Below are 14,432 nucleotides of genomic sequence, written 5' to 3' on the forward strand. Positions count from 1 at the left end.
GCGCGGGCGCCGCTTCAGAGCCGCACGCGCAGCGGGCAGGAACGGAAGGGCAGTTGTACCGGGGGCGAGGTGGGGCTGCTTATCGGCCTTGCGTCGGCAGGCGCAAACAGCACTGACAAGCGACAATCGCGGAAAACATGATGAACCATACAATATGGAGTGCGTATCTGTCGGCACTCGACGTCGTCGCCATCGTGACCGCGATCGTCATCCTGATCAGCACGCTCGACGATCTCACGCTCGATGCCTGTTACTGGTCGTTCGAAATCCGCCGGGTCCTGCGTCGCGAGAAGGCGCCAGCCATCGACATCGGCATGCTGCGCGCGCTCGACGAGCGTTATCTGGCGCTGATGGTGCCGGCCTGGAAAGAGTACGACGTGATCGCGAAGATGATCGAGAACACGCTCGCGACCATCGAGTACGAACGCTATGTGATCTTCGTCGGCACCTATCACAACGATGCCGAAACTACGGCCGAAGTCGAACGGATGGTTCGACGCTACCCCGGGCGCGTCACGCGCGCGACGGTGCGCAACGACGGGCCGACCTGCAAGGCCGACTGCCTGAACTGGATTCTCGATGCGATCCTGCGTTACGAGGACGTCCACCGCATCCAGTTCGCCGGCGTCGTGATGCACGACTGCGAGGACGTGATTCACCCGGCCGAATTGAAGTACCTGAACCACGCGGTCACGCAGAGCGACCTCGTGCAGCTTCCCGTGCTGTCGTTGCCGCGCAAATGGAACGAGTTCGTCGCCGGCTGTTACCTCGACGATTTCAGCGAAACGCATCAGAAGGACGTGCCGGTGCGCGCGCGTCTGACCGGCGTCGTGCCCGGCGCGGGCGTGGCGTCGTGCTACAGCCGCCGCGCGATCGACGCGGCGATGAAGGCGAGCGGCGGCAATGCGTTCAACACCAGTTCGCTGACCGAGGACTACGACTTCAGCTTCCGGCTGAGGGACCTCGGGATGACGGAGACGTTCGCCCGCTTCCCGCTGTCGGACGTCGCGCGCGATGCGCAGGCGCGCAACGCGCGCAAAGGCGCGGCACGTGAGAACCTGCTCGCGACGCGCGAGTATTTTCCGAAGACGTTCAGAACAGCATACCGGCAGCGCGCGCGCTGGGTGCTCGGCATCGCGTTTCAAGGCTGGGAGCAGCTCGGCTGGAAAGGCGACCTGCTCACCCGCTACATGTTCTTCCACGATCGCAAGGGCATCGTGACGTCGCTGTTCTCGGTGATCGCCTACGTCGTGCTGCTCAATTTCGTGCTGCTTGCCGTCCTCGAGAAAACCGGCCATGCGCTCCCGGCCAGCGTTCATTTCGCGACGAACGGCCCGTGGATCGCGCCGCTGCTGTGGGTGAACACCTTCATGCTGGTCGCGCGCGCCGGACAACGCGTGCACTTCGTCAGCAAGCTGAACGGCCCGCTGCAGGGGGTGCTGTCGGTCCCGCGGATGTTCGTCAACAACATGATCAACTTCTACGCGGTTTGCCGCGCGTGGCGCATCTATCTCGGCCACCTGGTGAGCGGCAAGCCGATCGCGTGGGACAAGACCAGCCACACCTATCTGTCGAACGAAGCGCTCGGGAAAGTGCGGCGCAGGATCGGCGAGATCCTGGTCGGCTGGGGCGTGCTGTCGCTCGAGCAGCTGCAGGCATGCCTCGACAAGCAAGTGACGTGCGGCAAGCGGCTCGGCGAGCTGTTGCTCGACGCGAGCATGCTGTCGACCGAATCGCTCGCCGACGCGATCGCCGAGCAGGCCGATCTGCCGCGCGTGAGCCTGGGCAACGTTGCTGTCGGCCATTTCGCGGACTCGCTGGCCTTCGAGTTGCAGTACGCGTATCGCGCGATTCCGTTTTCCACCGCCGACGACGGCACGCTGAACATCGCGGTCGGCCGCCCGCTCACTCAGGACGAACAGGAGGTCGTGCGACGCGGCGCGCGTACCAACGTCGCGTACTTCATCGCGTGCGATGCGGAAATTTCCGCCGAACTCGCGCGGCACTCGCGCTTCGTCGAGATCTCGCGGCTACGCGACGGCGACGGCGCGTCGATGCAGGCATCTGCGGCGATTCGGCCGTCGGGAGAACAGGCATGAAACGCTCGACCCGTCCGATCACCGCCGGCCTCGCGCGCTGCGCGCGGCTCAGCGCACTGGCGCTCGCCATGTCGCTCGCGTGGCAGCCGCCCGCGCACGCTGCCCGGCCGCTCGTCCCCAAAGCGTTCCGGCTGGCCGACGGCGCCTACAAGGCAATCGACGCCGGCGACCTGCCCCGCGCGGAGGTGTATGCGTTGCGCGCACTGCAGATCCAGCCGGGCAGCGAGCAGCTCGGACTGTTGCTCGTCGACGTGTACCGGCGCGAAGGCAAGGTCGACGACGCCGACGCGCTGCTCGAATCGCTGAGCACACGCTTTCCGAACAGCGCGGCCGTGCTCGCGCAGCACGGTTATCTCGCGCAGCGCCAGATGCGCTACGACGTCGCGTGCCGCGACTTCTCGGCCGCCGTGGCGGGCGGCAAGTGGAGCGCGGAGCAGCAGCGCAACCTGCGGCTCGCATGGTCGGACAGCGCGCTCGCGGCGAACCGTCCGCATGAAGCGGGCATCGCGCTGGCGCCGCTCGCCGATGAAAAATCCGCGGTGATCCAGGTGCGCATCGCGCAATTGAGCCTGCAGGCCGGCGATCACGACACGGCGATCCGGATGGCCGAACTGGCCGCCAGCGACGCGGCGACGGACACCGAACGCAACATGGCCGCCGCGATCGCCGCGCAGGCGCGGCAGGTCGATCGGCCGCCGCAGGCACCGGCCGACGACTCGGCGATGCAGCATCTGCAACACGCGTACGACCTGCTGCGCGAGCACCGCGATCGCGATGCGCTCGACGCGTTCCAGCAAGGCTTCGCCGGCGGCGCCGGCAACGCGATGAACTATGCGGATGCCGGCTATGCGGCGAAGCGGATCGGCCTGAACGACGAATCGGTGCAGATGTTCGAGCACAGTCTCGATGCCGACGAAAGCGAGCACGCGTTCGACACGCAGCGCAAGTTCGGCTATCGGCGCGAAGTCGAGCAACTGCAGCGCACGTGGGGTTTCGTGCTGAGCGCGCCGTATCAATCGGCCGCGTTCGGCCCGCAAGGAACGATCAGCGTGCTGCAGCCGGGCGTCGAGGCGTACTGGCAGCCGCCGAAGATCGGCTACCAGAACGGGCGCATCCTGCAGTTCTTCGTGCGCGGTTACGGCACCGCGTACGACGGCAACGGCAACGTGACCGGCATGCCGACGGTGCAGGGGTCGGTGGGCGTGCGCTACAAGCCGATACCGGATCAGAACGTGGTGATGACCGCCGAGCGGCTGTTCCACATCGGCAGCCTGTCGATGACGGACTGGCTGATGCGTTTGGGATATTCGTCGGAAGCGGGCACCGACCTGCGCGTGACCGAGCCGAGCTGGCGCAGCTGGCAGGCCTATGTAGAAGGCGCCTATTTCATTCACGCGGGGCGCTACATCGTTTATTCGGAGCTGCGCTACGGCCACACGTGGCGTCTGCCGATGCTCGGCAATCGTCTGACCGTCTATCCGCACGTCGCGGTGGCGGGCGATCACGACAACCGTGAGAAGGACGAGACGGCGATCGGCGTGGGGCCGGGCATCCAGTTCCGGTACTGGTTCCGCGAAGGGCGCTATACGGCGCCGGCGAGCTACGTCGATGTGACGGTGCAATACCGGTTTCCGTTGACGTCAGCGGCCCGCGCACGTGGTCTCGTGGTGCGCGCGACATTGTGGTTCTGAGCGGCTGCGCTGACGCCTGGACGGATCGCTACGACGCGATCAGCTGGGCGATTTGAGCGTGATGATCGTTTGACGCAGCAGCTTGAAGTAGCCGCTCGTCGAATACGGGAGCATCTCCTCGACGTAGTTCCACCAGAAGAACCCGCCGATGAAGCGCGGATCGGTCATGCTGTTGACCATCGGGTAGTAGGTGGTGATGAGGTTCTGCTGCACCGACGTCGGCGCGGCGATGTCCGACGTGCCGATTTCGCCGAAGCCGACCTTCGCGTTCGGGAAGATGCTTTCCAGCGCCGCGAAGTCGTTCTTCCACGACGGGCTCAGGCCCGGGCAGTCCTGATACGGGTAGTAGCTGAACAGCGCGTAGTCGGCTTGCTGGCGCACCGTGGACGACAGGAAATTCGTCGGCCAGGTCTTCCAGTAATCCTGCGGCTTCGCCCAGCAGTTGTTGCCCTTGCTGTCGTCGTTGTAGTACAGCGTGATGGCCGTCTTGCCGCCGTTCGATTTCACGATCGTATTGGCCGCGGCGACCATCTGGCCGATCTGCTGCTCTTCCGAGTTGACCACCGTGTTGGTGCCGTTCGGGTCGTTGCGCAGCCATTCGCCGTTGATTTCGTTCGCGATTTCCCACACGTCGACGGTGTTCTTCAGCTGCGACACCAGTTCCTGCGTGCGCGCCTGGTACGCCGACAGCGTCGTCGGGAAATAGTACGAATCGTAGATTTCGCCCATCACGTATGCGACCGAGTGCAGGCGCAGCAGCGGCGCGTAGTAGTCGGCCGCCGACGTGCCCGGATCGAACACGACGCGCACCGTCGGGCGGTACGGCAGGTTCTGCAGCGACGCGACGATCGCATCGAGTTTGGTCAGGTCGTCCAGCGTGACCCCATAGACGGGGTTCTTCAAAGGCTCGACCTGGGCCTGGGCCGACTGGGACAGCGGCATCAGACCGGCACAAGCCACGCATGCGGCGATGGCCGTACGCGAGATAGTTTTCGTCAGCTTAATCAAAACTCGTTCCATCCTATGTTCAGAGGAAGCGCGATTTTAGACGAAAATAAAAGCTAATTATCCGACGATAATGGAAGAAAAAGGGTTCAATGGACGGTAGGGCATGCGCGGACCCATGCGCGCGCGAGATAAACGAAGCATCCCCAAGCGAATTCGCGAACGCGTTTTCCGCACGGTCGCGAGCGACTGTTCACCCCGCGGAGCGTTTCGGCGCGCGATGCGCTGCATGCGCGCTCGCGCGACGACCCACCGGTTCGGCTCGCCCGACGCGCACGCATGCATCGTCGAGCGCCGGCGCACGCATCGCACGAAGTGGACCGTGCGCGAGGCGGCACGCAAACGTTTGGCGTTGATCTCGGCCGGAAAACCGCAGGAAATTGCTAAAGGATGCGTGTGGCGATGACGTTAAACGGGAACGGGGAAGACTGTCGATCGCATGCCTCCGACGTGCGACGCGCAGTCCGCAACAATCAGCGCAGCAGGGGAACCAACTTGAACCGTCAGCAATCTTGGACGCGTACGGCCGCGCCCGGCGAGATCATCTACTCGGAGGGCTTCGCCGGCGAGCCCGTCATCTTTCTGATCGCGGACGGCAAGGTCGAGCTGTCGACGCGGTGCGAGGACAAACGCATCGTCATCGGCACGCTCGGGCGCGGCGACTTTTTCGGCGAAGCGGCGCTGCTCGGGGCAGAGCCGCGCGCGCACACCGCGAAGGCGCTGTCGTTCTGCCAGCTCACGGTCGTGCCGGCGTCGACGCTCGACGAGGAAATCGAGCATGTGTCCGCGCTGCTGCGCCACATCGTGCGCACGATGATCCGTCGCGTGAAGCGCAAGGACGACCAGCTCGCGACCTATACGCACGCCGACTTCATGCCGGGCGTGCTGTCGTATGCGCATGTGCTGTCGCTGATGGCCGGCGCCGACGCGCGCGGCTCGGACGACGCATGGTCGCGCCGGCCGATGCAGACGCAAGCCGCGGAGACCTCGGTGCCGCTCGCCGACGTGATTCGCCGCTGCCGCGCGATCGCCGGCCATTCGCGCCCGCACGTGCTCGCGATGCTGCGCCGCATGGAGAAGCTCAATCTCGTCACGATCGAGGCCGCGTCGGCCGAGCATGCCGGCGGCATGGCCGACTATGGATCGTCCACGGACGGGCGCCAGGTCGTCACGTTCGACGCCGCCCGCGTGGTCGATCGCGCGCAGCAGGTCGCCGATCACGACCTCGACCTGTCGATCAACAGCGAGCTCGAGCTGATCGAGCTGGCCGATCTGGAGGCGCTGATCGGCGTCGACCGCAAGCTGCTGCTCAACAAGCTGTCGCACGGCGAGATCGCCGACGAGTTGTTCGCGTTCCGCAAGTCGAAGGTGCTCGGCTACGTCGAGCAGAAGGGCGTCGCGTATTTCTCGCGGCGTCACCCGCGCGCGGGCGACGTGCAGTCGCTGGAGGACGTCGTGTGGGTCGACCAGCGCACGCTGTTCGACGTGATCAGCGGATTCGATACGTACGATCTCGCGAAGCTGATCGCGAGCCTCGACGATCGTGCGATCGCCGACAAGCTGTTCTCGGTGATGACCGAAGCGCGGCGCAACGAGGTGTCGTGGGTGATGCGCCGCGAGCTGAAGCTCGATCCGCTCGAGGTCGGCGAGATCGAGCGCCGCGTGGTGGAGGCCGTTCGCGCGGCCAAGGCGCCGGCCGCCGGCGCTGCGCCGGCGCCGCTCGCGTCGTCCGACGCGTGACGCGCGGCCCGACGGAGACGACATGGACCTGTTGACCCTGGCTGGCGTGCTGCTCGGCGGCGCGGCCATCGTGTTCGGCTTCGCGCTCGAAGGCGGCCACTTCTCGATGTTGTTCCAGTTCGAGGCGCTCGTGATCGTGCTCGGCGGCACGCTCGGCGCGGTGATGATCCAGAACACCTGGGCGCGCTTTTTCGATGCGGTCAAGCAGTTGCGGCTCGCGTTCGTGCGCGCGCAGGAAGTGGACCGCAAGCATCTGAGCGACCTGCTCGAATGGGGCGACCGCGCGAAGCTCAACGGTTTGCTCGCGTTCGAATCGATGGACGTGACCGGCATTCATCCGTTCGCGCGACGCGGGCTGGAACTGCTCGCGAACGGCGTGTCGAGCGCCGTGCTCGAGGATGCGCTGCAGCGCGAGCTCGACGCCTACGAGCGCAGCCGGCTCGCGGCGGCGCGCGTGTGGCATCAGGCGGGCGGCTATGCGCCGACCTTCGGGATTCTCGGCTCGGTGCTCGGGCTGGTGCAGGTGACGAGCCACATCCTCGAGCCTGCGCAGCTCGGGCCGGGCATCGCGGTCGCGTTCATTGCGACGCTCTACGGTCTCGCGTTCGCGAACCTCGTGTTTCTGCCGCTGTACGGCAAGCTGCGTGCGCAGATCGACAGCGAGCTGCGGTTTCGCAAGCTGTACCTCGACGGGCTGCTCGCGATTTCGCGCAAGGAATCGCCGCACACGATCGAAACGCGCCTGGCCGGCGACGTGCGCGGCCGCGCGGCCGAGTCGCTCGCATGACGCCCGTGGAGCATCGACATGACGGCACGAACTGAGGCCGCGCGCGCGGGCGCAACGGCGACCGGTCGCGACGACGATGAAGGCGACGACGCGCAGACCGGGCGCTGGCTGATCTCGTACGCGGATCTGATCACGACGCTGATGGTGCTGTTTCTCGCGCTGTACGTGCTGCAGCTCGCGAAGTACAACGCGCTCGACGCGCGCTATCAGACGCTCGCGCGGCACGACGACGCCGCGCGCGGCACGGCGGCCATCACGCTGCCCGAGCGCGTGCCCGCGTGGCTCGCGTCGCTCGATGCACTGAAGACGGCCGGCCGCATCGCGCTCGTGCGCGCGCCGCACGGGATCGAGATCGGCATCGACGCGAAGGTGCTGTTCAACGTCGGCGACGCGCGTCTGTTGCCCGATGCGGCGCCGGTGCTGACCCAGATCGCGCGCGCATTGAGCGAGCATGCGAGCGGCGACATCCTCGTCGAAGGGCATACCGACAACGTGCCGATCGCGAACGCGAAATACGAATCGAACTGGGAGCTGTCGTCCGCGCGGGCCGGCAGCGTCGTGCGCTATCTCGCGGAGCGCGGCGTCGCGCCGCACCGGCTCGCGGCGATCGGCCGCGCCGATACGCAGCCGCTCGTCACCGGCGACGACGCGGCCGCACGCGCGCGTAATCGGCGCGTGACGATCTTCGTCGCGTACTGAACGGCGGCTGCGGCTGCGGATGCGATTGCATTGCGTGTGCTGATGCTCCACATCCGAGATCGACGCCGCGTTGCTGCCGGTGCCTGCCGATCCGTCGAACGCACGCGCCGCTACGCTCAATAGCGGCGACCTTCCGCGCTGCCCGGAACCGGCAGACCGAGCCCCCAGATGCCGCCCCGCTCAGGGCGAGCGCAACGCCTGCAAGCCGAGCGTGAGCGCGTTGAGCGGCAGTTCGGCCGCGCCCATCGAGAAGCTCGTCGTATTCGCGCTCGACGCCGGCGTGTGCATCAGCGCATGGACGATCCGCTCGCTCGCATGTCCGTCGCCGTACGGGTTGCTCGCACGCGCCATCTCGTCGTAGGCGCTCGCGCTGTCGAACAGCCGCGACGCTTCCCGCACGATGAGCTCCGGGTCCGTGCCGACGAGCCGCGCGGTGCCGGCCCGGATCGCTTCGGGGCGCTCGGTCGTATCGCGCGTGACGAGCACGGGCTTGCCGAGTGCCGGCCCTTCCTCCTGGATGCCGCCCGAGTCCGTGATGATGAAGTGCGAACGCGACATCAGATACACGAACGCGAGATATTCCTGCGGTTCGATCAGGTAGATGTTGGCCTCGCCGCCGAGCAGCGCGAGCGCCGGCTCGCGCACGTTCGGATTCAGGTGCAGCGGGTAGACGAACTGCGCGTCGCGATAGCGGTGCGCGAGCGTGCGCAGCGCCTCGCAGAAATTCCGGAACGGCTCGCCGAAGCTCTCGCGGCGATGGCCGGTGATCAGCACCATGCGGGCCGTCGGGTCGAGGAACGGAAAGCGCGCGGCGACCTCGCGGCTGAGCGCGTCGTCGCGTTCGAGCATGTGCTTGACGTCGTGCAGCGCGTCGATCACCGTGTTGCCCGTCATCACCACCGAGCCGACCGGCACGCCTTCGCTCAACAGGTTGTCGCGCGCCTGGCCGGTCGGCGCGAAGTGCCATGACGACACCGCATCCGTCACGCGACGGTTCAGCTCCTCCGGCCACGGCGACCAGATGTCGCCGCTGCGCAGGCCCGCTTCCACGTGCCCGATCGGCAGGTAGCGATAGAACGCCGCGAGGCTCACGGCCAGCGTGGTGGTCGTGTCGCCATGCACGAGGACGATGTCCGGGCGCAGGTCGTCGAACACCGCGCCGATCGCATGCAGGATGCCGGTCGTCACGTCGCTGAGCGTCTGGCCCTGACGCATCAGATCGAGATCGTAGTCGGGCTCGATGTCGAACAACGACAGCACCTGATCCAGCATTTGCCGATGTTGTGCGGTGACGCACACCTTCGCGTCGACATCCGCGCGCGCCTTCAGCGCGCGAACGAGCGGCGCCATCTTGATGGCTTCCGGCCGGGTTCCGAATACAAGCAAGATCTTCTTCATTGATATCCCCGTATAGCTTTTCTGAGCGGAAGGAACCGGCTCCCGACATCGACCTGCTCGCACGCCACCGGCCGACGCACGTCGCGATTGCGTCGGTTCGCACCGCACGAGGTGCGGCGGCGTTGCAACGGCGAGCGCCGCGTGTTGGCCCGCGTGATCTGCGCCGCGCCATCGCCGGACGACCGTGGTGTCGTCGCGATTCCGGTTACGTCATGAGCGTTCTTTGCCGTGCCGTTCGTCGCGACCGCTCCCCGTTGCCAATACAGCAATATTCAAACCACCCGCCGCGTGGCCCGGCCCCGACGCCCGCGCCGCATCGGCAACGCGTCGAACGTTTCACAATTGCTACGAGCGCGGCGCGCCGGCGCGCGGCGGGGACGCTGAGTTGCACCCGTGGCGTCGCCGCGTACGACGCGTGGCGTCGTTCATCGTGTGCGGTATCGCGTTGCATGACGGCCCGCGCATGAAACGGCCGGACGGCCGCGCGAGATCGCGAAATGTTGCGCATCTGAAACATGTGCGGTGTCCATTCGCAGCCGGCGCGACATCGCGGATGCCGACGGCACGGCGCGGCGACGCAGTCGCGATGCGACGACCGACGCCTGCGCAGCCCTTACCCCGCGCGGCTTGCAGGCCTTGCGTCGATGCGCGACGCGACGCGGTGGATCGTCTCGTCGACGGTCGAGAGCGATGATGCGGCGATGAATCAAAAACGGACGGCGCGGCGCGTCGGCGAGCGCGTCGGCGCATCGCCGGCCCTTGCCGTGTGGGCGAAGTCGGTCGATGGCTCGACGCTTGCTTGTTCGATGGTGCAGGCGTGCGGCGGCCGACGCAGCTCGGCGATACCGATACGGCGGAGCCGGAAACAGCGCTCGGTGTGCCTACGTTCGGATGTGGCGCGACGCACGAGATGCACGCGCATGTGCGCAGTTGCGACGGACCTGCGGGTGCGACCACGGTGGACGAAAAACCGCGGCGCACGGCCGATGGACGAACAGGGGCAAGGAGACGGGTCATGTGTGGCATCGTCGGCGCGGTCGCGCAACGGGACATCGTTCCGGTTCTGATCGAGGGTTTACGTCGCCTCGAATATCGCGGCTACGATTCATGCGGGGTCGCGACGGTCGTCGACGGCCAGGCGCGCCGCGCGCGCAGCGTGTCGCGCGTCGCCGATCTGGACGCGCACGTGCGCAGCGCGGGCCTCGCCGGCAGCACCGGCATCGCGCACACGCGCTGGGCGACGCATGGCGCGCCGGCCACCTGCAACGCGCATCCGATCTTCTCGCGCGACGAGATCGCGCTCGTGCACAACGGCATCATCGAGAATCACGAGACGTTGCGCAGGCAACTATCGGACGCGCACTACGAATTCGACGGACAGACGGACACCGAGGTCGTCGCGCACCTGATCCACAGCAAGTACCGCGGCGACCTGCTCGCCGCGGTGCGCGATGCGACGTCGCAGCTGCACGGCGCGTATGCGATCGCCGTGTTCAGCAAGCACGAGCCGCAGCGGCTGATCGGTGCGCGCGTCGGCTCGCCGCTGGTGGTCGGCCTGAACGACGGCGAGTGCTTTCTCGCGTCCGACGCGCTCGCGCTGGCCGGCATCACCGATCGCTTCATCTTTCTCGAGGAAGGCGACGTCGTCGAGCTGACGCCTGCCGGCGTGCGGATCCTGACGCGCGACGGCGCGCCCGTCGAGCGCCCGGTGCAGACGGTCGCGCCGGCGCACGGCGTGGTCGAGCTCGGCGCGTACCGGCATTTCATGCAGAAGGAGATCTTCGAGCAACCGCAGGCCGTCGCCGCGACGATTCCCGACGCGGGGCTGTTCGATCCGGCTGCCTTCGGGCCCGACGCGACGCGCGCGTTCGAGCAGATCGACAACGTGCTGATCGTCGCGTGCGGCACGAGCTACTACGCGGGCCTGACGGCGCGTCGCTGGCTCGAGACGATCGCGCGGCTGCCCGCGCAGGTCGAGATCGCGAGCGAATACCGCTACAGCGATGCGCTCGCGCTGCCGAACACGCTGGTCGCGTGCGTGTCGCAATCGGGCGAGACCGCCGACACGCTGGCCGCGCTCAAATATGCGCAGGCGCTCGGCCACATCGACACGCTGGCCGTCTGCAACGTGCCGACCAGCGCGATGGTGCGCCAGACCAGCCTGCGCTTTCTCACGCGTGCAGGCCCGGAAATCGGCGTCGCGTCGACCAAGGCGTTCACGACGCAGCTCGTCGCGCTGTTCATTCTGGCGGTGACGCTCGGCCGGCTGCGCGGCTGCGTCGACGACGCGCAGCTCGCCCGCTACACGACGCAGTTGCGGCGCTTGCCGAACGCGCTCGACGACGTGCTCGCGCTCGAGCCGCAGATCGAGCGCTGGGCCGCGGAATTCGCGCAGCACGAGAACGCGCTGTTCCTCGGGCGTGGCCTGCATTACCCGATCGCGCTCGAAGGCGCGCTGAAGCTCAAGGAGATTTCGTATATCCATGCGGAGGCCTATCCGGCCGGCGAACTCAAGCACGGGCCGCTCGCGCTGGTGACCCACGCGATGCCGGTCGCGACGATCGCGCCGAACGACGCGCTGCTCGAGAAGCTCAAGTCGAACATGCAGGAAGTGCGCGCGCGCGGCGGCCAGCTCTACGTGTTCGCCGATGCCGATACGCGCATCGACGACGGCGAGGGCGTGTCGGTGTTGCGGATGCCCGACTACTACGGGCTGCTGTCGCCGATCCTGCACGTCGTGCCGCTGCAGCTGCTCGCCTATCACGCGGCGCGGCTGCGCGGCGCGGATATCGACAAGCCGAGGAATCTCGCGAAATCGGTGACGGTGGAGTGACGGGGACGGGCGGTGCGTGTGCGGCGCCTCAGAGCGGAGCGGTTAGCGTGTTGGGGCCGTGGGCGCAGGCGATGAAGTCGTTCGCATGTTTCGTTACCGGGGCCGCGAGCCGCAAAACGCCGCTGCGACGGCCGCCCGATTCATGCGAAGATTGGCCGACCGTTCCGAGAACCGAACCCGAGGCCCCCGTGAACCGATCGAATCCCGAACGCAACGCACACACCGGCCACCCGCCGTGGATGCACATCGCTTTGGCCGAGCTCGGCATCCGCCGCTTCCCGCCCGGCAGCAGCAACCCGCGCATCGTCGAATACAACGGCCACACGAATCTGGTCGGCTACGACGACAAGATTTCGTGGTGCTCGTCGTTCGTCAACTGGTGCATCGCGCATGCGGGCATTCGCGGCACCGGGTCGGCGCTCGCGCGTTCGTGGCTCGACTGGGGGCGGCCGCTGGAGCAGCCCGTGTACGGCTGCATCGCCGTGCTCACGCGCGACGATCCGGCGAGCTGGAAGGGCCACGTCGGGTTCTATCTGCGTCACGACCACACGCACGTGCATCTGTTCGGCGGCAATCAGCTCGACGAGGTGCGCGAGCTCGCGTATCCGGTGAGCGAGGTGATCGGATACCGGTGGCCTGACGTCGGCTGAATGCGCGGCATCGCCGAGTCGACGGGCGGGCGTGGAGCGTTTCGATGCGGCGAAGGTCGCCGGCGCACCGGTCAGCGGGCCGCAGCGGTGGCCGCGACGGCTTCCGGCTCCGTCCCGCCCGCCGCATCGTTGCGGCTCCAGCCGCCACCGAGCGACCGATACAACGCGACCGCGGCGAGCGCATGCTCGCGCCGCGCCTGATTGAGCGCCTCGGCGTCGCGCAAATACACCTCCTGTGCCGACAGCACGTCGAGAAAATCGGTGGCGCCGCCCTTGTAAAGCTGGTTCGCGAGCCCGAGCGCGTGATTGGACGCCGACAGCGCGCTCGCGAGCCGCTGCGTTGCCGCGTCGCTGCTGACCAGATTCGCCCGCGCATCCTCGACTTCCCGCAGCGCCTGCAGCATCGTCTGCCGCAGTCGAAGCTCCGACTCGCGCATCCGGCTTTCGCTCTGCGCGATGTCGGCGGTGATGCGTCCGGCGTCGAAGATCGGGCTCGTCGCGCTCAATGCCGCGCTGAACAGGTTGTCGGTGAGCGTCGGCAGCCCGAGATACGACGCGGCCAGGATTCCGTCGGTCAGGTTCAGCGAGAACTTCGGATACCGCTCGGCCTTCGCGACGCCGACCTGCGCCGCACGCCGTTCGACCTGCGCATAGGCGGCGAGCACGTCGGGCCGTCGCAGCAGCGCCTGCGACGGCAGCGTCGCGGGCGAGCCGGCCGGCGACACCGGCACCTCGCCGCGCTGCGCGAGCAGGAGCCGGTCCACCGACTCGGGCGTTCTCCCGGCGTACACGGCAATCAGGTTGAGCTGATGAGCGATCTGCGCGTGCGTCGGCGGAATCCGCGCGTCCAGCGCATCGAGCTGGTTCTGCGCGCGCGTGACGTCGAGTTCCGTCGATAACCCGAATGCCTGGCGCTTGCGCGTCAGTTCGAGCGCGCGCCGGCGCAGCGCCGCGTTGTCCTCGAGGATGGTCAGCTCCTGCTGGGCCCAGCGCAGGTCGACATAGGCGGACGCCGCGTCGGCCGCGAGCGCGAGCCGCATCGCGTCTTCCGCATGCTTCTGCCCGACCAGTTCGGCTTGCGCGGCCAGCAGGTCGAGCCGCTCGCCGCCGAACACGTCCGGCGACCAGCTCAGCGCGAGCCCGACGCCGGCTTGCCGCACGTAGCCGAGCGGCGGCGGCGTGTTCTGGCGCGCGTCGGCCGCGTGCGCGCTCGCATCGAGCTCGGGCAGCAGCGCCGCGCGCTTGCGTGCGGTCAGCGCCTGCGCCTGCTTCACGCGTTCGGCGGCGGCCTGCAGATCGAGGTTGGCGTCGAGCACGGTTGCGACCAGCCGATCGAGCACGCGGTCGTCGAACTGCGCCCACCATGCGGCGGCGTCGACGTCCGTGCGCGGCACGTCGGCGTCCCAAGCGGCGGGCGCGACCGACGCAACGGCATCGGGAAGCGCGGCATGCTGCGCGGGCTGCAGCGCGCACCCGGCGGCGAATGCGCTGACGACCAGCGCGACGAGCAGTTTTATCATCATCGGGGTC

10 protein-coding genes are annotated in these 14,432 nt (G+C 67.4%); 7 read left to right on the forward strand and 3 right to left on the reverse strand.

Annotated features, from left to right (window positions below; genetic code table 11):
- Nucleotides 1–140: 140 nt before the first annotated feature.
- Together EX20_RS23630 and EX20_RS23635 are read left to right on the forward strand one after the other, a co-directional pair.
- Nucleotides 141–2,099 carry a glycosyl transferase family protein gene (locus EX20_RS23630; RefSeq protein WP_014724560.1) on the forward strand — a complete coding sequence of 653 codons (1,959 nt, stop codon included), beginning with the start codon at nucleotides 141–143 and terminating at the stop codon, nucleotides 2,097–2,099.
- Nucleotides 2,096–3,790, forward strand: coding sequence for a bacteriophage N4 adsorption protein A (locus EX20_RS23635; protein WP_014724561.1), 1,695 nt, complete (start codon nucleotides 2,096–2,098; stop codon nucleotides 3,788–3,790). Before EX20_RS23630 ends, EX20_RS23635 begins: the two co-directional genes overlap by 4 nt.
- Before the next feature lie 39 nt (nucleotides 3,791–3,829).
- Here the strand turns inward: EX20_RS23635 and EX20_RS23640 are convergent, their stop codons facing one another.
- Nucleotides 3,830–4,810, reverse strand: a complete 981-nt coding sequence (locus tag EX20_RS23640) for a hypothetical protein (RefSeq protein WP_014724562.1) — start codon at nucleotides 4,808–4,810, stop codon at nucleotides 3,830–3,832.
- A 480-nt stretch (nucleotides 4,811–5,290) separates the two neighbouring features.
- On the opposite strand from EX20_RS23640, the gene EX20_RS23645 reads away from it, so the two are divergent.
- From EX20_RS23645 to EX20_RS23655, 3 genes are read left to right on the forward strand one after another with little or no spacing between them, the layout of a single operon-like run.
- On the forward strand, nucleotides 5,291–6,535 hold the full coding sequence (locus tag EX20_RS23645) for a Crp/Fnr family transcriptional regulator (protein WP_014724565.1): 1,245 nt from the start codon (nucleotides 5,291–5,293) through the stop codon (nucleotides 6,533–6,535).
- A gap of 22 nt (nucleotides 6,536–6,557) precedes the next feature.
- Nucleotides 6,558–7,322, forward strand: a complete 765-nt coding sequence (locus EX20_RS23650) for a flagellar motor protein (RefSeq protein WP_014724566.1) — start codon at nucleotides 6,558–6,560, stop codon at nucleotides 7,320–7,322.
- A gap of 18 nt (nucleotides 7,323–7,340) precedes the next feature.
- Entirely contained in the window at nucleotides 7,341–8,021 is a 681-nt protein-coding gene (locus EX20_RS23655; RefSeq protein ID WP_014724567.1) for an OmpA/MotB family protein, read from the forward strand.
- 180 nt (nucleotides 8,022–8,201) lie between these two features.
- Here EX20_RS23655 and wecB read toward each other — a convergent pair whose 3' ends face one another.
- Nucleotides 8,202–9,419: a non-hydrolyzing UDP-N-acetylglucosamine 2-epimerase gene (gene wecB, locus EX20_RS23660; RefSeq protein WP_011881474.1), complete on the reverse strand. Its 1,218-nt coding sequence runs from the start codon at nucleotides 9,417–9,419 to the stop codon at nucleotides 8,202–8,204.
- 1,015 nt (nucleotides 9,420–10,434) lie between these two features.
- Between wecB and glmS the strand changes: the two genes are divergently transcribed.
- Nucleotides 10,435–12,252, forward strand: a complete 1,818-nt coding sequence (gene glmS, locus EX20_RS23665; protein ID WP_034194938.1) for a glutamine--fructose-6-phosphate transaminase (isomerizing) — start codon at nucleotides 10,435–10,437, stop codon at nucleotides 12,250–12,252.
- Nucleotides 12,253–12,491: 239 nt separating this feature from the next.
- Nucleotides 12,492–12,902, forward strand: a complete 411-nt coding sequence (locus tag EX20_RS23670; RefSeq protein ID WP_011881477.1) for a TIGR02594 family protein — start codon at nucleotides 12,492–12,494, stop codon at nucleotides 12,900–12,902.
- Nucleotides 12,903–12,973: 71 nt separating this feature from the next.
- Here the strand turns inward: EX20_RS23670 and EX20_RS23675 are convergent, their stop codons facing one another.
- Nucleotides 12,974–14,422 carry an efflux transporter outer membrane subunit gene (locus EX20_RS23675; RefSeq protein ID WP_034195053.1) on the reverse strand — a complete coding sequence of 483 codons (1,449 nt, stop codon included), beginning with the start codon at nucleotides 14,420–14,422 and terminating at the stop codon, nucleotides 12,974–12,976.
- Between the last annotated feature and the right edge of the window lie 10 nt (nucleotides 14,423–14,432).

Source organism: Burkholderia sp. WP42, from assembly GCF_000745665.1.
GTDB lineage: Bacteria > Pseudomonadota > Gammaproteobacteria > Burkholderiales > Burkholderiaceae > Burkholderia > Burkholderia vietnamiensis.

Excerpts from the sequence above, each read along its gene's own strand:
- EX20_RS23630 (WP_014724560.1), top strand. The coding sequence starts at position 141 with ATGAACCATACAATATGGAGTGCGTATCTGTCGGCACTCGACGTCGTC.
- EX20_RS23635 (WP_014724561.1), top strand. The coding sequence starts at position 2,096 with ATGAAACGCTCGACCCGTCCGATCACCGCCGGCCTCGCGCGCTGCGCG.
- EX20_RS23640 (WP_014724562.1), bottom strand. The coding sequence starts at position 4,810 with ATGGAACGAGTTTTGATTAAGCTGACGAAAACTATCTCGCGTACGGCC.
- EX20_RS23650 (WP_014724566.1), top strand. The coding sequence starts at position 6,558 with ATGGACCTGTTGACCCTGGCTGGCGTGCTGCTCGGCGGCGCGGCCATC.
- EX20_RS23655 (WP_014724567.1), top strand. The coding sequence starts at position 7,341 with ATGACGGCACGAACTGAGGCCGCGCGCGCGGGCGCAACGGCGACCGGT.
- wecB (WP_011881474.1), bottom strand. The coding sequence starts at position 9,419 with ATGAAGAAGATCTTGCTTGTATTCGGAACCCGGCCGGAAGCCATCAAG.
- glmS (WP_034194938.1), top strand. The coding sequence starts at position 10,435 with ATGTGTGGCATCGTCGGCGCGGTCGCGCAACGGGACATCGTTCCGGTT.
- EX20_RS23670 (WP_011881477.1), top strand. The coding sequence starts at position 12,492 with ATGCACATCGCTTTGGCCGAGCTCGGCATCCGCCGCTTCCCGCCCGGC.
- EX20_RS23675 (WP_034195053.1), bottom strand. The coding sequence starts at position 14,422 with ATGATAAAACTGCTCGTCGCGCTGGTCGTCAGCGCATTCGCCGCCGGG.